Genomic DNA, 22,560 nt, shown 5'->3' with positions numbered 1-22,560 from the left:
GGATGGCTCTTTATAGTATCGCCTTGCTAAATTCATTTTACGTATGTGTACTTATACGCCAAAGTTAAAATCATCATCTGTTAGCGGCTCTACATTCATCGCCCGTACATAGCCGTTTCCTTTTTTAGAAAAGAAATCGTGCTGCTTGGTGTGGGTGCTGATGCCGTTGAATACAATGGGATTGACTTCTTCTTCTTCAAAAAGTGGATCAAAGCCCAGGTTCATCATGGCCTTGTTGGCGTTGTAGCGCAAGAAGACTTTAACATCGTCTACAAGTCCAATAGGGGCATAAATTTGCTCGGTATACTGTTCTTCGTTATTGTGCAAGTAGCGCAGCAAGCCTACCAGCGTCTGGTAGAGATCGCGTTGTTCTTCCTCGTCCAGTTCCGCATAAATCTCCTGTGCCAGTACACCTACGTAGACACCGTGTATACTTTCGTCCCGCAGGATCAGATCGATAATTTCCCCGCTGCATGTCAGCTTTCCCTGACCCGCCAGATAGAGAGGATAGAAGAAGCCGCTATAAAACAAATAGCTTTCTAACAGCACCGACGCAGCCATCGCGAGATACAGGTCTTTCGGTGTGTGAATGTTCATATAATACTGACGAATGGTTTCAGCTTTCGTTTGGAGATGCGGATTTTCTTCCACCCAGCGGAATACACCGTCAATTTCTTCCGTGGAAGCCAGGGTTGTAAAGATGCTACTGTACGACTTGGCATGAATTTGCTCCATCATCGCCATAAAGCTTAATACCGCTTTGCGTTGCATTCCGTCCACATGCTCCATAATTTGCGGCATTCCCACGCCGCCTTGAATGGTGTCCAGCAGGGTCAAGCCGCCCAGCACCTTCATGTAGGCTTCTTTTTCAATATCACTAAGGGTTACCCAGGACATTTTATCGTCAGACAGCGGAATTTCATCATCCGTCCAAAATTGCATAATGTTCTGGTTCCAGAACATCAGTGTGAAATCATCGTCCGAGCGGTTCCAGTTTACGGCTTGTATACCTGTCATTGTTAGCATTCTCCCTTCAGCTTGCGAGATTCCCTAGAAACACACGTGAGATGTTACCGGAGAGTCATCGTATGCTTGACATACGGAAGCTGTATCCGTGAGGGCTTTGTCCAATCCTGTAAAGGTCTGAACCACGCGCTGGATACAGCTTCTAATGCCAAGCATTCATATCTATTCAAAATCTAATTTTATTTTATAGCTTGTTACCATATATGCATTAGATGGAGCAAGTGAGGCACTCTTCCACAGACAGTTTTTTGGTACGTGTGTAGTATAACGATTTAAGTCCTTTATGTGCAGCATACAGATAGCAACGTGCTAACTGACGCGTAGTCACGTCACTGTTCACATGAAGTACAGTCGAAATTCCTTGGTCCACGTGAGGCTGGATTTCAGCAATCAGATCAAGCACTTTGAATTGATCCATTTGATAAGCGGATTTGTAAAAGAATACATTATCCTTTTGCAAATACGGCATCGGATAGTAAGTCGTCGAATTCGCATAGGTACGAGTTTCGATCTGCTCAACAATTGGCATAACGCTGGACGTTGCATTTTGAATGTACGAAATGCTGGCAGTAGGAGCAATCGCCATACGATAAGCGTGGTACAGACCGTTCTTCTTGACATCTGCTTTTAGTTTGTCCCAATCCGCTTGAGTTGGAATATAAATGTCCTTGAACAGCTCTTGCACACGTGCCGTTGTTGGACGATAATCCGTGTTCAGATATCGGTCAAAGTATACACCTGTCGCATAATCTGACTCCTCAAATCCATAGAAGCTTTGTCCGGCTGCTTTTGCGATTTCCATACTCTTTTCGATGGAATGATAGTTCATCGTCATGAAGAAGGTACGGACAAAATCCTTCGCTTCATTGCTTTCATATGCAATCTTGTTCTTGGCAAGGTAGCCGTGCAGATTCATGACACCCAGACCAACGGAATGCATTTCACGGTTCGCTTTCGCAACACCTGGTGCATTAGCCACTTGGGTCATATCGCTGACCGAAGTGAGAGCAATCATACCCTCGTGAACGGACTCGCGGATTTTGCCGTGCTCCATCACATTTACAATGTTCAGGGAAGCCAGGTTACAGCTTACATCCCTGCGAATAATATCCTGTTGTCCATAATCGGCAATCTCAGAAGTTTCCTGTAGCTGGAAGATTTCCGTGCACAGGTTTGACATTTTGATTTGGCCCACGTTTTTAAGAGCATGCGCCTGATTTGCGTTACTCTTATTCATAATATATGGATAGCCAGACTCCAACTGAATCATGGCAATTTTCGTCAGCATATCACGTGCGCTCATTGCTATTTTTTTCTTCACTCGATCGTCAGCGAGCAGTGTATCGTACATTTCATCCAGATCCATGTCGTCCAAATGCGTTCCATAAGCCTTGAACACACTATAAGGTGCAAACACATGCAGCGGTTCATTATCTTGAGCCAGCTTGTAAAAGCGGTTGGGCACCAGCAATCCGATCGAAAGTGTCTTAAGGCGTACTCTTTCATCGGCATTAATTTTTTTACTATCCAGGAACTCCAGCACGTCCCATCCGAATATGTTGTAATAGGCAGCGCCAGAGCCTTTACGTTGACCCATTTGATCCGCGTAGGAGAAACCATCTTCCATCAGCTTCAGCACAGGCATAATGCCTTTTGCTGCGCCTTCTACACCTTTAATCGCCTCGCCGCGTGACCGCAGCTTCGACAGGTTAACCGCCACACCGCCGCCGATTTTGGACAATTGCATGCAAGTGTTCAATACATAGTTGATTGAGTTCAGAGAGTCATCCATTTCGAGCAAGAAGCAGGACACCAATTCCCCACGACGGCTTTTGCCAGCGTTCAGGAAAGTTGGTGTAGCTGGCTGGAGACGTTGCTCCATCATCGAGCGGGACAACAGGCGGGCCGTATCGGCGTTGCCGCGTCCCAAATGCAGGGCGACAGCAGCCACCCGGTCAGGGTAGTGTTCCAGGTAGACTTTACGGTCATTACTCTTCATTGCATAATCGGTATAAAACTTGGATGCTGCCATATAGGAAGGAAATTTAAAATTATAGCTATGAGTGATATGGAAAATATCATTAATTTCATCAGCCGTGTAGCTGTTATAGAAATTTTCGTAATAATCATTCTCAATCATATACAGCACTTGAGCAGCTGTGTCAGCAAACTTCAAACTCCGTTCTTGAACTTCCTTCATAAATTCTGCTACAGCCTCTTGGTCCTTTTCCAATTGGAAAAAGCCGTCTGTATCGCGTTTCATCAACATGTTGTTCAATTCAATATGCCGCAACTCGGCTCACCTCCTGTTTAAAACGCTCTACATCTCCGAACGTTCCAGATAATTCAAATTTGCTAATCACGGGGACATTATAATGGTCGGCAATCAAATCCGCACTTTTGGCAAATTTGTCACCCCAGTTACGGTTGCCGCTTGCAGCTACACCAACAAGGTTTTGTGCATTTTTTTTCAAAAATGAAGATACCCTCTCAGGTATCTGTCCAAACCCGGTTGTATATGTAATGAGTACGTAAGGTTCTTCTATGGTCATTTGTTCCTCAATCTGAACAGCCGGAAGCTTGAGCTTGTTTATAAATCTTTTTACATTGCCGGTCTTGGAATCATAAGCAATCAGCATGGTGTGCAACCTCCTTAACAATTAACGAAAAAAAGAAAACGGCATTGCCAAGAGACCCATCATAGCTGTAATCCCTTGCTGGCTGCGCCATTTAAGATTTTTGACTCTATATTTACATGTATTTTCATACCTTTATCTTCAAGATATCGGGCATAAATACGTTTTTTACACTATATTTAGAGTACAATCTCTATTTTATATCTATATATAGTTTTGTCAATCGGTCTAGAGAGGCTCAGAGGACCTAGATCCGGTGTAAGTCCAAGCAGGGTGCGGAAAAGAGCGAAAGAACTTTTTTTTCGTAAGTATGTTAAAAAAGTATTGGAGTTTTTAAGGCTGAGGATGTACCATTTGTCAATGGGCAATAGATTGGAAAATTTGCATTTTACTGTAGAAAGGATGAAGTAGATGGAAAGTGGTTTTATGGAGGGGGTGAACGTAAGGAGCTGGAGGTGAAGGATACGGACTTCGGAATGATTGTAATCGGGGATCGCGGGGAGGTTCATTATAAAGGTACACGTTTTCTGGAGTTTGTGAGATTAATGGGAGCGTAGAGGGATGGCGAGGTGTTAGAGTATTACCAGAACAAATACATATAGAGAGGAAGCTGACGATGCCACATATCATTGGAGCACGAATTGTTTTAAGAGAGTACCGTCAGGAGGATATACCTGATATCCGAAGATGGGTCAATGACCCGGAAATCACACATGGTTTAAGCGACGTATTTATCTATCCGCATTCACTGGCTAATAGTGAATCGTTTGTACAGATGATGATTGACGGCACCTCTGAGATCAAGGGCTTTATCATTGCTCATAAAGACACATTGGACTATATTGGACAACTCGATTTATTCAAAATCAACTGGGTGAATCGGCATGCCACCCTTGGAATTGTAATCGGGCGTGACGGTGACCTGGGCAAGGGCTATGGGCGGGAAGCAATCCGGCTGATACAAAAATTTGCGTTTCGTTCGCTGAACCTGCATCGGCTGGAACTGGAGGTGTATGCGTTCAATGAACGTGCATATCGTTGCTATCTGGCATGTGGCTTCAAGGAGGAAGGGCGGCTACGGGAAAAGCTATTCAGGGAAGGACAGTACTATGACATTATTCAGATGGGAATGTTGCGAAGTGAGTATGAGGCTGTAGAGAAAACGAAGGAATCCTGAAAGTGAGGCCACATAAGCTATTTTACTTCGTCAGCTTTCTGCAATTTTTTATGAGTGAAATCACGGGAACTACGCTTATTCTATTTCTATTAGCTAAAGGACTTTCTCTGCAAAGTGCGAATTTCTTGCTGGTTGTATTCTTTGTAAGTATTTTTCTGTTTGAAATACCAACAGGAGCTATTGCAGACAAATATGGAAGAAAGATTTCTGTTGTTATGGGACTTTGTTGTTTTCTAGTCTACAGTGTGTTATTCGTTTGGGCAGATCACATGTGCCTGCTTGTGTTCGCACAAGTCTTTGGGGGTCTGGCAATATGCTTGCAATCAGGCTCGTTGGAATCCTGGGCTGTGGAAAACAGCGATAAGCCGATGGAAGTTCTTTTTACAACCTCCAACAGTATACAGTACATTTCGGGATTTATTTGCGGTCTGTTGGGGGCCTTTCTCGCAACTTTTAACTATTCACTTCCCTGGGCAGCCAGCATTGTATCTATTATCCTGTGTATATTTCTATGCTGCTTTTATATGGATGAGAAGAATATTACCCATCGAAAAGCATCAACTACTCACATTAAAACGATTATCAGGGAAAGTGTCCGTATCGGTTTTGAAAATAAGTCGATCTGGATTGTGTTTATCATTGGTTTATTTATCAGCTTTTCAAACTCGGCAGGGAATACATTTCAACAGCCACGTCTGGTCGGTCTTTCTGAACAAGGGATTTGGATTATGGGGTTTATTAAGGCAGGCTATTCACTATGTATGACTTTGGGAAGCTATCTGGTTCGAAAGCTAGGCGCACGTTATAGTGATGTACATATACTCATGTATGCTTGCGGGATGATTGGGATATGGCTCATTTTAGCGGGTGCTTTCAACACGTTTTATCCTGTACTGCTTACCTTTTTTATCTATGAAATTGGGCGAGGGATGTACCCGGTTGCCAAACAAATTTTTCTGAACAAAAGGATCACTAATGAGTATCGTTCAACACTGCTATCTCTGGATTCAGCCATTTCCCAACTAGGCATGTGTATAGGTTTAATCGTGACAGGCATCGTAAGCCGTAATTTTACCAATCTTACTTCGGATCAAACACCTATTCAGATATCTTGGATGCTGTGTGGCGGGATTGCATTGATCCCAATCTTTTTGTTGCTTTATGTCCATCGGGGATCAAGGAAAAATAGTTCTTGGAAAGAAAAAGCAACAAAGCAGAATGTTTAATGCAAACAGGGCTGAACAGGTTCTGGCTGTCAGCCCCTATGCACCTTCATGAGTAATCAGACTCTATTTCTCCCCGTACCATAGCTTCAGACGATTCTGGATCAGGCCAGTGTAGATTTCTTCAGCCTTTGGTACACCCGCTTGATCCAGCTCTTGGAGCATGCGGTCATACACAGCATCGAATTGATCTGGCTTGGCGAGTACGGCCTCAGGAATCCGTTTGCGTACAATGTCCTGCGACTTCTGATAAATAACATTGTAATTTGTATTGGTCGGAACAGGCATGTTGTAGGCAGCACCCCACTCTTTTACCGGAAAATCCTTCTCGTTCGGGAACAGGTCTTTCCATGTCCGGGCTTTATATGCCTGAAGGGATTCTTTTTCCGCTTGACTATAATTTTCGGTAATCATCTCCGGATAATTGGTTGTGTAATAGTTGCCAGTAGGGTCCTTAACGCTATCGCCGTAATGTGGTCCCCATATCCAATACAAACCGATACCTGATTCTCTGCTAAAAGAAGCATTATCTTTGTTTTTGCGTTCTTGCACAGCCGCAGGAATGACTCGTTTGCCATTCTCTACATTGTAATGCTGGCCTTCAATTCCCCAATTACGTAAAATTTGCCCTTCGTCCGAGGCTAGGAAGTCCAGAAACTTGATCGCTCGCACCGGGTTTTTGCATGAAGTTGTGATGCCGATCCCGGACGCAGTATCAAAACCAATGGGCTGAAGGGAATGATCTTCGTATTGCTCATTTAAAGTGACTGGAAAGTGAGCGTAAGTGTATTCATCCTTACCTGCTGCTTTGAGCGCATTTTCGGCATCCTGGTAGTTCCATTCCTGATCAATCAGTCCAATGACACGACCTGCGGCGATTTTGGATTTGTACTGATCACTCTTTTGTACAAAAGTATCCTTATCCAACAGACCTTCATTGTACATATGGTTTAACCAACGGAAATACTCTCGCTCTTCTGGGCGTTTGTAGTGAAGAGTGGCTTTGTGTGTTTTAGGATCAATATAATATTCGCCATCGTCTGGTCCACCTGTAGCCGTAACTGCCGGGTTTGTCACAGTAATCTGCATTTTCCAGTCCTCGGCATCGAGCGATAAGGGAATGGTAGGCTGGCCATTAGTAGTAGGGTATTTGGCGACATAATCTTTAAGTGCTTTTTCAAAATCTTGAACGGTGCGAATTTTGGGGTATCCGAGCTTCTTAAGGGCCTGATGCTGGATTTCGAAGCCTGCTTGTGCATCAAACGCGATGTGATCTACGCCCAGATTGGTCGGAATGGTGTAAATGGCGGGATCTTCACTACTATATTTAATACGGTTAAAGTAATCTCCATACACTTTCTTAATGTTAGGACCGTATTTATCAATCAGGTCGGTTAAGTCAATGAGTGCCCCGGCATCGACCAGCTTTCCAATGTCTCCTTTGGGGTACACGAGATCAGGGTACTCTCCGCTAGCAGCCATTAAAGCAAACTTTTCCTCGCCTCGACCGTTGACAGCATGTTCGGCATTGAGTGTAACACCCGTTTTCTTGGTTATTTCCTGCCCGACAGCGTCCTTCATGTTGTTCCAGTTGGAGCTTGAGTCACCGCCAAAGAACGTAAATGTAATGGGACTGGTGTCATCGGGGTCTTCCTTTTCTGCCGTACCGCCTTTGCCATTCGCGCAGCCCGTTGTAACAAGCAGCAGCAAAGCCAGGAGCAGGATAGAGCATTGTTGTACCGACCTGTTCGTGAACATCTGCAAATCCCCCTTAATAAGTATGATTTACACAATGTAAGTGCTTTCAATAGTAAATTGTAGGAAATAAAGAACCTTACGTCAAGTTATTTATGTTTATTTGTTATGTGTTTTGTTTTTTATTAAGCAAACATATTTAAATGAAAGGTGTGGATTTGTGCAAATCCATCGTTTGATGATCTAAAACAAAGTATGCTACGATGGTACCAGTTTATAGGCATACCTGTATATTTAGAAGACTAAGGTAGAAAAAGATTTCGAATAGGGTTGGGTGAGGAGATGCGTGGAAAAGTAACATTACAGGAAATTGCGGATGCGGCGGGCGTTTCAAAGTTTGCTGTTTCGCGTGCACTGTCAGGCAAACCCGGTGTAAGTGAAGAGACAAGGGCGCTGCTGGTTAAGCTTGCTGCCCAGATGGGCTATTTTCGCAGTCATCCCAAAATGACTGGGGTAGAGCCTCGGGACACAGATGCCAGAGAATGGTCGGGTACGGTGCTGGTGTTATTTCCGAATATTCGACACCAGAATCGGGAGTCCAAGTACTGGGGACCTGTATTTGAAGGGATTTCCGAGCGTCTGAACCGCAGGGGATTGGATATGATCACGCTAACGGAGCCTTCAACTGACGATATGTTTTCTTTACTGAACCCAGAGGCTATTAAAGGGATTATCACTGTAGGAACGATTTCAACTACGTTATTACTGAACATTTATCGAATGGGTATTCCGGTTGTCATGGTGGATCATTGGGACTCTGCATTTTTAAGTGATGCGGTGTTCACGGATAATCGCACATGCATGAATGAATTAATGAAGGATTTGCTGTGCAGGGGCTATGCCCACTTTCAGTTTGTGGGTCATATTGACGACGCTCACAGTTTCTATGAACGTTGGGAAGCTTTTCGGTCTGCACTGGAAATGAGCGGAGTAGAATTACGGCAGAACAAAGCCCTTATTTATGGGGGAGCGCAGGCGCTTGCTGAGGAAATGGACAAGTTGTCCGAGAATGAGCTACCAGAGGTTTTTGTTTGTGCTAATGACGTGACTGCTTCGCAAGTCGTGGAAGTATTGAAAGAAAAGGGGATTGACGTTCCGAGGCGGTGCGGGGTAACCGGGTTTGACGATACGAATGATCAAATGCCGATTTATGCCACGGTGAGAGTGGATAAGGAACTGTTGGGGATGCGGGCGGTAGACCAATTATTATGGCGCATCATGAACCCAAACTCGCCTGTGGAAAAAAAGTTGCTACACGCTGATCTACTCGTACGGGAAGTTCACGCGCCACGGATCAGGCAGGAAAATGATGATCGTGATCGTCCCTTTAGCACAATCAAATATAGTTGATGTCCGGATATGTGGGATGAATTTGATCCACAGTGAAGCCGAGGGAAGTCGCTTTTAGCCTGTTTAGGGGTAGAGGGCGACTTTTATTTTGTGTTTTACCGATTGTTCAAAAAAACAATTGACTGATTTGTTAGCTTAATGTTATTTTTGTTATGTTAATGAGTGATCCAGATGTTCCCAATCATCCTTATAGGGAGGCTTACGACGATGATTAATGTGATAGGGTTGGATGGCTGGAGGTTTAGGGAAGCACATAGTGATGAGTGGCTCAGTGCGAAAGTACCGGGTTGTGTGCATACCGATCTTTTGCGACATGGCAAAATTCCTGATCCTTTTATCGGTATGAACGAGATGGAGGTACAGTGGATTGATAAGCAGGATTGGATATATGAAGCCTATTTTGAGATAGATGCAAATCAGCTTCAATGTCAATGTGTAGAGCTGGTGTTGGAAGGTCTGGACACCTACGCAGATGTAAGAGTGAATGGTCAAACTGTCTTATCGGCCAATAATATGTTTCGGGTATGGAGACAGGATGTGAAGGCATTTGTTCAGCAAGGGAAAAATCGGCTTGAAATCCATTTTCGCTCTCCGATTGCGGAAGATGTGCCTAAGCTGGAAAGGTTGGGCTATGGACTCCCCGCACCGAATGATCAGTCCGAGATAGGTGGCTTGTCCGATAAAAAAGTAAGCGTTTTCGCTCGTAAGGCTCCCTATCACTATGGTTGGGATTGGGGACCGAGGCTGGTGACGAGCGGTATCTGGAGAGAGGTCCGGATTGAAGCTTGGTCTGGTTTGGTCGTAAGAGACTTGTTTATTCGACAGGACAAAGTGAGTACCGAGAGGGCTGAACTCACGGCAATGGTAGAAATTGAAAGTGCAGATGAGATTAGAGATGCCGAGTTGTGTATTTCTGCTGATGGCAGGGTGTGGTCCAAGCCGGTTTGTCTTCTGAAGGGAAAGCAAACAGTAGAGCTGGAGCTGGATATGAAGGAGCCGAAGCTGTGGTGGTGTCGTGGGCTGGGGGAGCCGCATCAGTATACGTTTGTAACCGAATTGAAGGAGCAAGCACAGGAAGCAGTAATTGCGGAAAAATCAGTGAAAACGGGACTACGATCGATTCGTCTAATACGTGAGCGGGATACAGTAGGCGAGAGCTTCTATTTTGAGCTGAATGGAATCCCCGTATTCGCAAAGGGAGCGAACCATATTCCGAATGACAGCTTTGCTGCCGAAGTTACGTTGGAACGATATCGGCATGAAATTGCCAGTGCGGCCGCCTCACATATGAATATGCTGCGGGTGTGGGGTGGCGGTATTTATGAAGAAGACGTATTTTATGACCTTTGTGATGAATACGGCTTGCTCGTGTGGCAAGATTTTATGTTCGCATGCAGCATGTATCCGGGGGATCAGGCTTTTTTGGACAATGTAGCGCAGGAAGCCGAAGATAACATCAAGCGTTTGCGCCATCATCCTTGCATTGCGTTATGGTGCGGCAATAATGAGATTGATTCCGCATGGGCGCATTATGAAGAAAATGCAGGCTGGGGCTGGAAAAAGGCCTACACGCCTGAGCAACGAGAACGCCTATGGGAAGATTATGAAACGCTTTTCCACCGGATTTTACCGGAGGCGGTAAATGCCTGGACTCCGCAGACGGCATATTGGCCCTCCTCACCGCTAATTGATCTGACCGGAGATCGAAATCAGCATGCTCATCCGTCCTCCACAGCGGGAGACATCCATTATTGGGGAGTATGGCATGCGTCTGAGCCGTTTGAAAATTATCACGTACATGTGGGCCGTTTTATGAGTGAGTATGGCTTTCAGTCCTTTCCTGAATACAAGTCTGTTCGCGCTTATGCGGAAGAGAAGGATTTGGAACTGGAATCTGAGGTGATGCTGGCACATCAGAAGAACGGCTCGGGCAATCGGCTAATTCAAGAATACATGGGACGGTACATGCGGCAACCCAAGGATTTTCCATGTTTTCTGCTCATGAGCCAGGTTTTACAGGCAGAGGCGATGAAAATGGCCATAGAGGCCCATCGTCGTCACAAGCCCTATTGTATGGGGACATTATACTGGCAGATGAATGACTGCTGGCCCGTTGCTTCCTGGTCAAGTATGGACTATTTTGGTCGTTGGAAGGCGCTTCAATATACGGCTAAACGCAGCTTTGCCGATGTGCTGTTAAGTGCAGTAGATACGGAACAGGGGAGTAAAGAGCTGCATCTGGTTAACGATACGCTAGAACCGATAGCGGGTACGCTGCAGCTGACACTTTTGCATATCCGTGGCAGTCAGGCTATTCGTGAAGAGAACATTAAGGTAGAACAGCAAGCAGGCGGCGCAGGGATCGTACATATACTGCCTACCGACAAATGGCTGGATGGCCTGGATCGTACGGAGCATATGCTGGTCGCACGTCTGATACAAAACGGTGAACAGGTGGCCGCCAGCGAAATTTATTTTTCAGGTACGAAAGAGATGGATTTACCGCAGGCGAAAATTGAAGTGACGGAGATACCGGGAAGTGGAGGCAGTAGGTTCACGCTTTGCTCGGATGTACTTGCCAGACATGTGTGGCTGACCGCAGAGCAGGAGGGGATTTTCAGTGACAACCATCTGGATCTGGCTCCCGGAGTTCCTAAAACCGTGGAATTTCTGGCCTTGCGTAACGGTGCCTCCGCATTTGAGGTAGCAGCGCCAGGTGCATTGACGGTGCAAGCATTGGTCAATTGGATACAAGGTTAGAGGACAGTTAAAGCTCATCCGCCTTGAAGTAGATGATGGACAATGAAGTTCCTCTTCATCCGGCCGGTTGGAGTATTAAAAAACATACGGCCGGCTGAGAGCATGTAGAGAAATCCGTGAGTAGTGTTTGAGCAGGGGGAGCTGAATTACAGCATTACCCGGGAAATGCTGCCTAAGATTGAGCCTATTGGAGGGCTCCTTTTGATCAGAAGATCCGCATTCGTATATCGCTTTACCTGTGAAATGAAGTCTGAAATACAGTAAGCATCTGTCTCCCAGGGACATAAGATCAACCCCGGGAGAATAGATGCTTTTTTATCTTCATTTTATGCAGAGTGGAGCGCTTCCATTGAGCTTGAAGCCATTGTGGTGTACACTGTCCAGAATAGGTGTAAATTGGAACGTCAAGAAGGATGGACGGTTACAAGGAGGGAAAGAAACATATGTATGACCGTTTAAGATCGTTAAATTATCCAGTTAAACTTTATATTTTTATTGCACTGGCCCTATGCTCCGTAATTAGTACATTGTGGATCATTAACGTGCGACTGCCCTCAGGGGGCCGCCCTTATCTTTTTATTTGGTGGAATATGATGCTGGCCTGGATTCCTATGCTGTTGACGCTTTTGCTAGATGTCATTCATTGCTCGTGGAGAAGGGGAACAAGGACATTTTTGCTCTGGGTCATAGGGGCTGGATGGCTTTTCTTTTATCCCAATACGCCTTATTTGATCACAGATTTGCTGCATGTATTTGCCAGGTATCCATTTCTCGGGGAGCAGCGCTTTTGGGGCAATCCGTACTTTTGGAATCATGCATTAGGGATGCTGCTGGTAGCTGTGCTTGGTATCACCATGGGAGTTGTATCGCTTGAATCTGTACGACAGTTGGTGCAACGTGCACGGGGCGGGCTTGTCAGCTGGTTGTTTATGCTGGCGGTACTCCTGCTAAGTAGCCTAGGTATTTATATTGGCCGTTTCTTTCGAGGAAACACATGGGATATTGTGTCTGCACCGTCCCAGTTGTACACACAAGTATCCTCCATATGGGCGGATTCCTTGCAACGCACTCATTTTGTGGAGTTTAGCGGGATGGTCTTCGTTATTTTGCTCGTTAGCTATATATCCATGATGTGTGTGGCCTGGATGGGGAACAGCCGCCGGGACGAATGGCATCGCTGGTGATTACGATGGGGCTGAGTGGCTAAATATCATCATAAGATAAAATGTAAAAGCAAAGGAGGAATAGCTACAATGAATGGACAGAACCGATCTGATATCCGCGCTGGTCTTCAGGTGGATATTGTGCTTAAAAAGGATCAGCCTACGGGTAAACTGACGCGAGGAACGGTGAAGGATATATTGACCAATTCCCCACGTCATCCGCATGGAATCAAAGTGCGTTTGGTAGACGGACAGGTTGGACGTGTCAAACATATTGTAATGAATGAAGGATAGAGCTTTGGGCTTAGGAGGAATAATGTATGAATCAGGTAACGGCATGGTCTAAAAATGATCGTTATCCACTTATTTTACTTGTACTGCTGGTGCTTGCTCTCATTGGGTCCTTGGTTCGTCCGACGGATTATTTTACATGGGTACTGGAAGTTCTCCCAGCCGTTTTGGGAGCTGTACTGCTAGCGGCTCTTTACCGTCGATTTCGTTTTACCAATCTGGTATACACCCTAATCTGGCTACACGCACTCATCCTGATTGTCGGCGGGCACTATACCTATGCCGAAATGCCGCTGTTCAACTGGATTCGGGATACGTTTGGGCTGGAGCGCAATTATTATGATCGACTTGGGCATTTTGCGCAAGGTTTTGTGCCTGCACTCATTGTCAGGGAGGTGCTGCTGCGTAAGACGGCTTTGGGAAGCGGGAGCTGGCTCACTTTTCTAACGGTTAGTGTGTGCCTTGCGATCAGTGCTGTGTACGAACTGATTGAGTTTGCTGTAGCCAAGGCAACCGGTACGGCGGCAGAAGCCTTTTTGGGGACACAGGGAGATGTATGGGATACTCAATGGGATATGCTCCTTGCGTTCATCGGTGCCCTGACAGCGGTGATTTTGTTAAGCGGGGTACATAACAAGCTGCTCAAACAGCTAAAGGTATAGCAGGGTTTCTTTTTAAGCCGCTTTTTATTACCGTAGTTTTGAATTTTTTTTTAGGGTTATATTCGCGTCACAGGGCGGCTGTCGAGATGCAGGGTCGCTGCATCCATGTAGCTGTCCAGTAGCCGCTCAAAAATACGGTCCCACGTCTGCTCCAGACTGTATGCTCTACCAGTTCTGGACAGAAAGTCGCGAAGTGGGACATCCTCGTACAACAGGTGTACAGCTTTGGCAAAGGCAGCGGCATCTCCAGCTGGACACAGTAACCCCGTTTTCCCCTGGATTACATTATCTTTTACCCCGCCTTCATTGGCGCCGATCACGGGCGTTCCGCTGGCCATAGCCTCCAAAACGACGTTACCGAAGGTTTCCGTAGTGGAAGGAAAGAGGAATACATCGGCTGCAGCGTACAGTTCAGCTAATTCCGGTCCTTTTACAAAACCAAGCCAGTGAACTGCGTGCTCTGGCACTCCGATATCTGCTGCAGTTTTGAATTTAAACAATGGGCCATCTCCTGCAATGACCAGCACTGAGGCTGCGCGGACGTCGTCGGGTAACTGGAGATAGGAATCCAGTAACGTATCTATTCCCTTTTCCGGTGCAAGTCTGCCCACATACAAAATCACAAATGCGTCTGCACGAACGCCCCATTTTTCCCATATCGCTTCGCGATTCACTGTGGGCTGGAAGCGGTCGGTATCAATTCCTCTACCCCAGATTTCGAGCTGTCCCATTCCTTTATTGCGTAACAATTCCATGGTTGACCGAGAGGGGACATATACCCTTTCACAATGTCTGTGAAACCAGAGCATGTATTTCCATAACGCAGGTTCAAGCCAGCGAAGCTTGTAATATTCGAGGTATTTATCAAAGTGGGTGTGATAGGAGGCGACAAGTGGAATATGGTGTTTGGCAGCGTAGCTTGTTCCATACAGGCCAAGGTTAAACGGAGTAGCGACATGAATTAGATGCGGGGAAAAGGCTGACAGGCGCTCGTTGATTTGTTTGGCGTTAGGGATCGCTAGTCTACATTCCCGGTACAATAAAAAGGGAATACTTCGAAATCGCTCCACGCCCGGCCCCGAGGACAGATGATGGTCTGCCTCCGGTGCGAAGACAAGCGTAGATACCCCGTGTGTCTCCAAATAGCCAATCCATCGTTCCAGTGTCAGAGCAGCGCCATTGACATCAGGCGTATACGTGTCTGTAAATAATGCGACTCGAAGCATGCCTTCATTCCTCCTCCGCCATTCTCATTATCCTATGACGTTCCAGGGGAGTCCGCTTGGAGGCTCCGGCTTTTATTGTGTCATGATTTTGTTTACGGGCTTGCCGGGTTTTGTAAAAGTTGCCCTGCGGACGGGCGCTCTTCTCAGATTTTACTAATCCATGGCACGATGAGATCCTTCTGCGATGTTGATGTATATAGGGGAATCCTGTTGATATGTATCCTAGCAGGAACTGTACATTTCATAAATATTCCTGATCTCCGATGGTTTTGGGTAATAATAAAACATGGACTTTGTCTTGAAATTTCATTATAGTAATTCGGTATGAATAAATTTAAAGGGTAAGCAGGAGGGATGGCTTTGGCTTTTGGAGCACGGGTGTTAAAAACGGGAATCGCAGTGACGCTCGCCCTTTTTCTGAGCACGCTTTTGAACACCCATTCGCCTGTGGGGGCAGCGATAGCCGCTATTTTTGCCATGCAACCGTCGATATATAGGTCGTGGCGTTATTTTCTGGATCAACTCCAAACAAGCACATTAGGTGCAGTCATGGCGTTGCTGGGCGGAATGGTATTTTCGAATGAGCCGATTGCGGTCGGACTGGTATGTGTATTGGTACTTATGATATGTCTGAAAATAAACATGGCTGATACGGTTGGATTGACACTCGTGACCGTTGTTTCTGTCATGGAGGCTTCAGGGGACTGGAAATTTGCAGTAACCCGCTTTGCGCTGACTCTGATCGGGATTGTGTCTGCTTTTGTCATCAACATTACTGTTTTTCCTCCCAAACCGAAAAGGCAGTTTATCAATCAGATTCAAAATGTATTTAATAGCATGTCCTTGCTGCTGCGAACCGCCATTTCCGATGAGATTAAGGAGTCTGTCTTTAGAGAGGAAAAGGGAAATTTGCAGGGAGCTATTAAATCACTCTCGGACAAATATCATTTGTTCGAAGAGGAGCAGAAAAAGCTCAAGCGCACCAAGTTTAGTCAGACCAGACAAATGGTCGTATACAAACAAATGCTCGAAAGTTTGCACAAAGGATACGAGGTGTTGGATGCGGTGGAAAGGCACTACTTCCAGTCTTTACGTCCAAAGGGAACAGATGCGTTTTTTGACGATCATCTGGAGCGGCTGATTCGTTTCCACGAGCACGCTCTGCTGAAATTCGAAAATAAACTGAAACCAAATGAGGATGAAAGTGAATTGTTTCAGCAGGCCAACGGCGATTTTATGAAGCATGCCATTACACGTTTTGACCATTGTGAGGAGGGAATGCTGCGGCTTTCCATCGTAGCTGCGACGATGTACGACTATGGTCATCAGCTGGAGCGATTAAGCAGACTGGCCGATCATATTCATCCTGTGGAAGAGAGTCGATAGGCAATTTCGAAAAAAAAGAAATGGCGACCGTATTCATCAATCAGATGGACGGTCGCTTTTTTATGTAATGAATTCAAGGATGTAGGAACAGGCTAATGGAAGATTGCCAGAAAATACAAAAAAAGCCCACTGGTTGCGAACAGGGACTGAACTTGCTACAATAGAGGATGCTATGTTTTACATCGTAAAACCGTATTGCATAAGTTGTTAACACACTTCTTGTTACATTATAGCATGCTTCAAAGGAATAGTCAATTTTCCCGGATCAGGGGGATGCGATGAGTATGCCCGGGTCCATAATAGAGCATAGTTTGTACGCAAGGGAGCCCTGCGCGGAGCAGGAGGAAACGGAACAGGAGCGATGTCAGTGACTACTGAGCAGCAATGGAATGAGGAACAACGAAGAGTAGAAGATGTGACCGCAGTCATTAGCGGGCGTATTCGGAAGCTGGAGACAGAGGTTGGTTCTGTGCGCGGCGATGTCGTCGATATGCGTAAAGACTTCTGGGATGAGGTAACGATCAATTTCAGTGAGGCGGATGATGTGGGTGAGACCTCCACCAGTTTGCGTCAGCAGTCTGAGATTTTGTCTGAGCGGGAACGAAGACACAAGCATTCCACTGAGGCGCTAGGTCGTTTGAAAAAGTTGCTGGACTCACCCTATTTTGCACGCATTGATTTTGCTGAGGAAGGGCAGACTGCGGAGCGTATTTATCTGGGGATTGCCTCCCTGCTGGATAATCAGGATGAGGAATTTCTGATCTACGACTGGCGTGCGCCTATTTCGAATCTTTATTATGATAACATGCCAGGTCCCGCTTCTTATAAGACCCCAGCAGGAGAGATGGAAGGAGAACTGACGCTCAAACGCCAATTCTCAATCCGTGACGGACAGATTCGCTTTATGTTCGATACAGGGGTTACCATTGGAGACGAACTCCTTCAAGCCGTATTAAGCCGGAGCTCGGATGCTCAAATGAAAAGTATTGTCGCTACCATTCAAAAGGAGCAGAATCGCATCATCCGTGATGACCGAAGCCGTATGCTTATTGTTCAGGGAGCGGCAGGAAGTGGCAAAACCTCTGCAGCGCTTCAGAGAGTAGCGTATTTGCTGTATAAATATCGGGATCGCTTGCGAGCGGATCAGGTCGTGTTATTTTCGCCAAACCCCATGTTTAACAGTTATGTTTCAACGGTATTGCCTGAATTGGGTGAGGAAAATATGCTTCAGGCCACGTTTCAGGAATATTTGGAACGGCGTTTGGGCCGGGAGTTTCAGTTAGAAGATCCTTTTGAGCAGCTGGAATATGTGCTATCAGCGTCGTCACAGCCTGGGTATGAAGCTAGGATGGAAGGTATCCGTTTTAAGTCATCCAAGACGTTCTTACATGTGATTACAGGCTACAAGGCGCATCTGGAACAGGAGGGAATGCGTTTTAAACCTGTTCGTTTTCAGGGACGTGAGGTGATCTCAGTAGAGCAAATGGCAAGCAAGTTTTATGAATTCGACTCGGCTGTGCGGCTGGCGAACCGATTGGAACTGCTACGCGATTGGATGCTCAAAGAGCTGGCCCGCTTTGGTAAGGAAGAATGCTCCGCTCCTTGGGTGGACCAGCAGATGGATCTGATGGAGCCGGAGGATTATCAGCGTGCATATAACCGCATGCGCCGTAAATCCAAGAATAAAGGCGATACCTTCGACGACTTTACACGTGAAAGAGAAATATTGGCACGTATGGTGGTCAGTGACCGCTTAAAGCCCTTGCGCAAGTGGATTAAGGCACTCCGCTTCGTGGATACAACCCGTCTATACAGCGAGTTGTTTATGAACGAGACGTTATTAAGCCAACTGTCGAATCATGCAGAGCTACCCGTCAACTGGAGTGAAATTAGTCGGCAAACTCTGAAACGAATTCAGGCTGGAGAATTAGCGTATGAGGATGTGACGCCCTTTTTATATTTGCGTGAGCTGATGCTGGGCTTCCGTTCCAATAGTAACATCCGTCATGTGTTTATTGATGAGGCACAGGACTATTCACCATTCCAGCTGGCTTTCTTTAAACGATTATTTCCGCAGGCTAAAATGACGGCACTCGGCGATTTTAATCAGGCCATCTATGCCCATGCTTCGGTGCTTCAGGATGCAGAACCATTGTATGACCTGTATGGAGCAGACCAGACCGAGATGATTTCCCTGACACGCAGCTATCGCTCAACACAGGAGATTGTAGAGTTTACCCGGGGGATGGTAGCAGGGGGAGAGCATATTGTTCCGTTTAACCGTAAGGGTGAGAAGCCTCTGGTAACCGAGGTGAACTCGCGTGAAAAGCTACACCAACTGATTGCCGGGAATGTTACAAAATTGCTGGCAGAGGGTTATGAATCCATCGCAGTGATCTGTAAAAATGCTGATGAAAGCGCGGCAGCCTACGAAGCACTGGAAGGACAACTGCCAGTAAAGCCAAAATTAATTAAGAAAACAACCCCTGCTTTTGAAAAGGGGATTCATATCATTCCGGCCTACCTGGCGAAAGGCGTGGAGTTTGATGCGGTCCTCATTTATGACGGATCAGTGCAAGAATACCAGCGTGAGAGTGAGCGTAAATTGTTCTACACGGCCTGTACGCGAGCGATGCATTTGCTGCATATATATAGCATAGGGGAGATTACGCCATTCGTAAGTTCGCAGGAATCGGAGACGTATATTCGTAAAGTGGAATAAAGTGACCATGTTCTTTAGGGCGGCTGGCATTGTTGAACGTATTCCAGTAACATAAGCAAATAAGCCAAACAGGTAAGAAGCATAAACGGAGGTTACAAATGTAATGGACATGAAGAGAGTATTTCAACGCCCGCCGCTGGCGGACTGTGTACCCGAGTTGATAGCTACAGCTAGAGGGGAGCGCAAGGCATCGCTGGTGATCCGCGGAGGAACGCTGGTCAATGTGGTATCGGGCGAATTGTTACCGGGCATGTCTATTGCTGTGCAAGGCTCTCGTATCGCATATGTCGGTAGAGACGTTAGCCATACGATTGGAGAAGACACCGTAATCATTGAAGCGGAAGGCCGCTATATGGCACCGGGTTTGCTGGACGGACATTGTCATATCGAAAGCACACAGCTCACCGTAACTGAATTCGCGAAGGCTGTACTGCCGCTGGGCGTGACGGGCGGTTTTTTTGACCCACATGAAATTTCCAATGTGCTGGGTCTAAAAGGGCTTCGTCTGATGCTGGACGAAGCACGCACGACACCGCTGGCTGCTTACATGCAGGTAGCTTCGTGCGTGCCTTCCACAGGCCCAGAGCTGGAAACGACAGGTGCCTCTTTCGGTCCGGCGGAAGTCGCAGAGGCTCTAAGCTGGGGCCCGGATATGATCGGGCTGGGCGAAGTTATGAATTTCCCTGGCGTCGTCTATGGCGACGACGTGATGATCGGGGAAATTCAGGCCACGCTGCGCGCTGGCAAAGTGGCGGATGGCCATTTTACATGGGCCTCCGATGATTGGCGGCTGCCGGTCTATGCAGCCGCAGGAATTACGGGCGATCACGAATGTGTCACGCCCGAGGATGTAGCCGAGCGTATTCGGCTCGGCATGTATGCCAAGATGCGGCAAGGCTCCGCATGGCATGATGTGGCCGAGACGATCCGTGCCAGCACGGAAATGGGTCTCGACACGCGCCGCATGATGCTGGTGACGGATGATCGCAGCGCCGAATCCTTGCTCCATGAAGGACAGATGGATTTCGTTGTCCGTCATGCCATTGCGCAGGGCGTTAAGCCAGTGACTGCCTTTCAAATGGCAACGCTGAATACGGCAGAGCGCTTCGGCGTAGCACGGGACATCGGCTCGATCATTCCTGGTGCGATAGCTGATATTATCTTGCTTGATGGCCGCTTGGCCGAAGTGAATGTGACGGCTACCATTGCAGCGGGTCAACTGGTGGCCGAATACGGTCAAATGGTCGCCGACTGGGAGGGCTTCGTTTATCCTGCGGAAGTAATGGACACGGTCCATTTGGGTCGAGAGCTGAGTGCCGCAGATTTCCGTATTGCGGCTCCAGTGCAGGAAGGGAATGTACCTGTACGGGTAATTCGTGTCACGGAAAATCATGTGGATACGAAGGAAGTGCGGATGACCGTTCCGGTGCGTAATGGTGAAGTTGCATCAGATCCTGCACAGGATTTGTGCAAAATCGCCGTTTTCGAGCGACATCATGCCAGTGGCAGCCACGCGGTGGCACTTGTGACAGGCGTCGGCTTCACCGAGCCGGCCGCAATTGCCATGACCGTCGCACATGATAGCCACAACCTGCTCGTCATCGGCAATGATGACGAGCTTATGACTCAGGCGGCAAAGCAGGCCGTTGCTCTGCGTGGCGGCGTGGTGGTCGTATCCGCCTCGGGTGAGACGCGCTTCCCGCTTCCGATCGCCGGGCTGATGTCCCCAGCTCCGTTTGCTGAGGTAGCTGCGCAGTCCGAAAGCATCAGCCAGGCACTTCAGCAATCCGGCTGCATGTTGAACAACGCGCTAATGACACTGTCGCTGCTCGCACTGGTCGTAATCCCTGAAATCCGCCTGTCGGATCAGGGTCTTGTCGTGATCGGAGCCGACGGTATACGCAAGGTGTCTCTTTTCGTGGAAGAGGATGCTACGGAAGCCTGATAAATACATCACTGGGGTTGTCCTGCAGGTCTACCCAGACCTGTGGGATAGCCCCTGTTTTCTTATATAGTCCTAAAGGTATCTTTGATTCCTTAATCAACGTTTTGTGGGGTGGTGAGGAGATGCAATTATATTATCGTTCATTAGAAAATATGGCTCATCAAGCCTCAATTATAGATCAGGATTGGAACAGGTTTGTAGAGCAAACCCGTGTGAGGCATGTTCAGCAAGGGACATATCTTATTGAAACAGGGGAACCTGTGAAACATGCTTATTTTTGTTCGGAGGGATTATTCCGTTTGTTTTATACTTTGGCAGATGGCAGAGAGTATAATGTCGGTTTTTCACCAGAAGATGATTATGTAACCTCTTATGGCGCTATGGTTCAAGGTAAACCATCCACTTTTACGATTGAGGCCATGGAAGATTCGGTTGTTATTGAAATTCCATATTACGTATTAAAGGAGCTTATGGATACAAGCCATATGTGGGAAAGATTCGTACGTAAAAGCGTGGAGAGACTATACATTCGTAAAGAGGAACGGGAACGCGAATTGTTGTATCTTTCTGCTAGGGAACGTTATGATGCATTTCTTCTCAAGTATCCCGGGTTAGACAAACGAGTTGCACAATACCATATAGCTTCGTACATAGGTGTATCCCCCGTCTCACTTAGTCGTTTGCTGCGCAGCGATTTGCATTAACCTATGTTAATGTGGCTTAGCGACAAGCAGCGTACAATAACGATAAATCCATTCAAGTTTCACTAAAAAGGAGATAGGCATATGCGTTATATGATGATTGTATTATTGGAATTCTACCCTTCTTGGTTGGCTCTTCCTCGGGAAGAACGCCGCAAACATGCGGGGGCCTTGCAGGCTCGTATTCAGAAGTACAGCGAACATGTTCAGGTTCGTTTTTTCGATGCAGAAGCACTGCCCGGAAAGGAATATACGGATTTCGTTGTATGCGAAACAGAGGATATGAAGCAATATCACTATATGTGGGAAGAAATTCGTGATTCGGAGCCGTATACCAAAGGATATATGAAGATTAAAGATGTAGTAATGGGGATGGAAAATGCATTTCAGTCCTATGAGTCCGAAATGCTACAGATGGACAAATAACTCCCCGTACCTCTTATTATGTAAAAGTAGGAGTTGAGCTTGTACAGGTTTAAACAAGGCGAGTTCCCATGCTGTCTTATTCAGCTGGGAATTCGCCTTTTATCTTTTGAA

Annotated in this window: 18 protein-coding genes; 13 read left to right on the top strand and 5 right to left on the bottom strand. The window is 46.6% G+C overall.

What is annotated here, in order from left to right; all coding sequences use genetic code 11:
• Positions 1–51 precede the first annotated feature (51 nt).
• The 3 genes from nrdF to nrdI form a co-directional block, all read right to left on the bottom strand.
• Positions 52–1,017, bottom strand: a complete 966-nt coding sequence (gene nrdF, locus ACXHJ2_RS13825) for a class 1b ribonucleoside-diphosphate reductase subunit beta (protein WP_165080119.1) — start codon at positions 1,015–1,017, stop codon at positions 52–54.
• A gap of 217 nt (positions 1,018–1,234) precedes the next feature.
• On the bottom strand, positions 1,235–3,319 hold the full coding sequence (gene nrdE / locus ACXHJ2_RS13820) for a class 1b ribonucleoside-diphosphate reductase subunit alpha (protein ID WP_165080117.1): 2,085 nt from the start codon (positions 3,317–3,319) through the stop codon (positions 1,235–1,237).
• Positions 3,306–3,665 (bottom strand): class Ib ribonucleoside-diphosphate reductase assembly flavoprotein NrdI, encoded by a 360-nt coding sequence (gene nrdI / locus ACXHJ2_RS13815; protein ID WP_013370560.1) that lies wholly within the window; start codon positions 3,663–3,665, stop codon positions 3,306–3,308. The genes nrdE and nrdI overlap by 14 nt, the downstream gene beginning before the upstream one ends.
• Positions 3,666–4,117: 452 nt before the next feature.
• On the opposite strand from nrdI, the gene ACXHJ2_RS13810 reads away from it, so the two are divergent.
• The 3 genes from ACXHJ2_RS13810 to ACXHJ2_RS13800 are packed head-to-tail and all read left to right on the top strand — an operon-like array spanning position 4,118 to position 6,065.
• Positions 4,118–4,219, top strand: a complete 102-nt coding sequence (locus ACXHJ2_RS13810; RefSeq protein ID WP_232795297.1) for a DUF2500 domain-containing protein — start codon at positions 4,118–4,120, stop codon at positions 4,217–4,219.
• 59 nt (positions 4,220–4,278) lie between these two features.
• Positions 4,279–4,839 carry a GNAT family N-acetyltransferase gene (locus ACXHJ2_RS13805; protein WP_165080115.1) on the top strand — a complete coding sequence of 187 codons (561 nt, stop codon included), beginning with the start codon at positions 4,279–4,281 and terminating at the stop codon, positions 4,837–4,839.
• A 2-nt stretch (positions 4,840–4,841) separates the two neighbouring features.
• Positions 4,842–6,065 carry an MFS transporter gene (locus tag ACXHJ2_RS13800; protein WP_165080113.1) on the top strand — a complete coding sequence of 408 codons (1,224 nt, stop codon included), beginning with the start codon at positions 4,842–4,844 and terminating at the stop codon, positions 6,063–6,065.
• 63 nt (positions 6,066–6,128) lie between these two features.
• Here the strand turns inward: ACXHJ2_RS13800 and ACXHJ2_RS13795 are convergent, their stop codons facing one another.
• Complete coding sequence (locus tag ACXHJ2_RS13795; RefSeq protein WP_165080111.1) at positions 6,129–7,820, bottom strand: ABC transporter substrate-binding protein; 1,692 nt, start codon at positions 7,818–7,820, stop codon at positions 6,129–6,131.
• Positions 7,821–8,099: 279 nt separating this feature from the next.
• Between ACXHJ2_RS13795 and ACXHJ2_RS13790 the strand changes: the two genes are divergently transcribed.
• From ACXHJ2_RS13790 to ACXHJ2_RS13770, 5 genes are all read left to right on the top strand, one after another.
• Positions 8,100–9,167 (top strand): LacI family DNA-binding transcriptional regulator, encoded by a 1,068-nt coding sequence (locus tag ACXHJ2_RS13790; protein ID WP_129549072.1) that lies wholly within the window; start codon positions 8,100–8,102, stop codon positions 9,165–9,167.
• A gap of 207 nt (positions 9,168–9,374) precedes the next feature.
• Positions 9,375–11,927 carry a beta-mannosidase gene (locus ACXHJ2_RS13785; RefSeq protein ID WP_165080109.1) on the top strand — a complete coding sequence of 851 codons (2,553 nt, stop codon included), beginning with the start codon at positions 9,375–9,377 and terminating at the stop codon, positions 11,925–11,927.
• Positions 11,928–12,370: 443 nt separating this feature from the next.
• The gene (locus ACXHJ2_RS13780) at positions 12,371–13,111 is read left to right on the top strand and encodes a DUF1361 domain-containing protein (RefSeq protein WP_165080107.1); all 741 of its coding nucleotides are present in this window, start codon (positions 12,371–12,373) and stop codon (positions 13,109–13,111) included.
• A gap of 69 nt (positions 13,112–13,180) precedes the next feature.
• Positions 13,181–13,384 carry a YwbE family protein gene (locus tag ACXHJ2_RS13775; RefSeq protein ID WP_013370570.1) on the top strand — a complete coding sequence of 68 codons (204 nt, stop codon included), beginning with the start codon at positions 13,181–13,183 and terminating at the stop codon, positions 13,382–13,384.
• A 26-nt stretch (positions 13,385–13,410) separates the two neighbouring features.
• A complete protein-coding gene (locus tag ACXHJ2_RS13770; RefSeq protein ID WP_165080105.1) occupies positions 13,411–14,043 on the top strand; it encodes a DUF2238 domain-containing protein in 633 nt (210 codons plus the stop codon).
• Positions 14,044–14,099: 56 nt separating this feature from the next.
• Here the strand turns inward: ACXHJ2_RS13770 and ACXHJ2_RS13765 are convergent, their stop codons facing one another.
• A complete protein-coding gene (locus tag ACXHJ2_RS13765; protein ID WP_165080103.1) occupies positions 14,100–15,269 on the bottom strand; it encodes a glycosyltransferase family 4 protein in 1,170 nt (389 codons plus the stop codon).
• Between the two features lie 354 nt (positions 15,270–15,623).
• On the opposite strand from ACXHJ2_RS13765, the gene ACXHJ2_RS13760 reads away from it, so the two are divergent.
• The 5 genes from ACXHJ2_RS13760 (at position 15,624) to ACXHJ2_RS13740 (ending at position 22,449) form a co-directional block, all read left to right on the top strand.
• A complete protein-coding gene (locus ACXHJ2_RS13760; protein ID WP_014599646.1) occupies positions 15,624–16,655 on the top strand; it encodes an FUSC family protein in 1,032 nt (343 codons plus the stop codon).
• Between the two features lie 361 nt (positions 16,656–17,016).
• Positions 17,017–19,377, top strand: a complete 2,361-nt coding sequence (gene helD, locus ACXHJ2_RS13755; RefSeq protein WP_228392896.1) for an RNA polymerase recycling motor HelD — start codon at positions 17,017–17,019, stop codon at positions 19,375–19,377.
• A gap of 103 nt (positions 19,378–19,480) precedes the next feature.
• Positions 19,481–21,322: an adenine deaminase gene (locus ACXHJ2_RS13750; protein WP_165080101.1), complete on the top strand. Its 1,842-nt coding sequence runs from the start codon at positions 19,481–19,483 to the stop codon at positions 21,320–21,322.
• A gap of 122 nt (positions 21,323–21,444) precedes the next feature.
• Positions 21,445–22,026 (top strand): Crp/Fnr family transcriptional regulator, encoded by a 582-nt coding sequence (locus ACXHJ2_RS13745; RefSeq protein ID WP_165080099.1) that lies wholly within the window; start codon positions 21,445–21,447, stop codon positions 22,024–22,026.
• Between the two features lie 81 nt (positions 22,027–22,107).
• On the top strand, positions 22,108–22,449 hold the full coding sequence (locus ACXHJ2_RS13740; RefSeq protein WP_165080097.1) for a darcynin family protein: 342 nt from the start codon (positions 22,108–22,110) through the stop codon (positions 22,447–22,449).
• Positions 22,450–22,560: the final 111 nt, after the last annotated feature.

Source organism: Paenibacillus sp. ALE3, assembly GCF_054113405.1.
The sequence above is the reverse complement of the archived record's forward strand: the minus strand, read 5'-3'. Positions and strand labels throughout refer to the sequence as shown.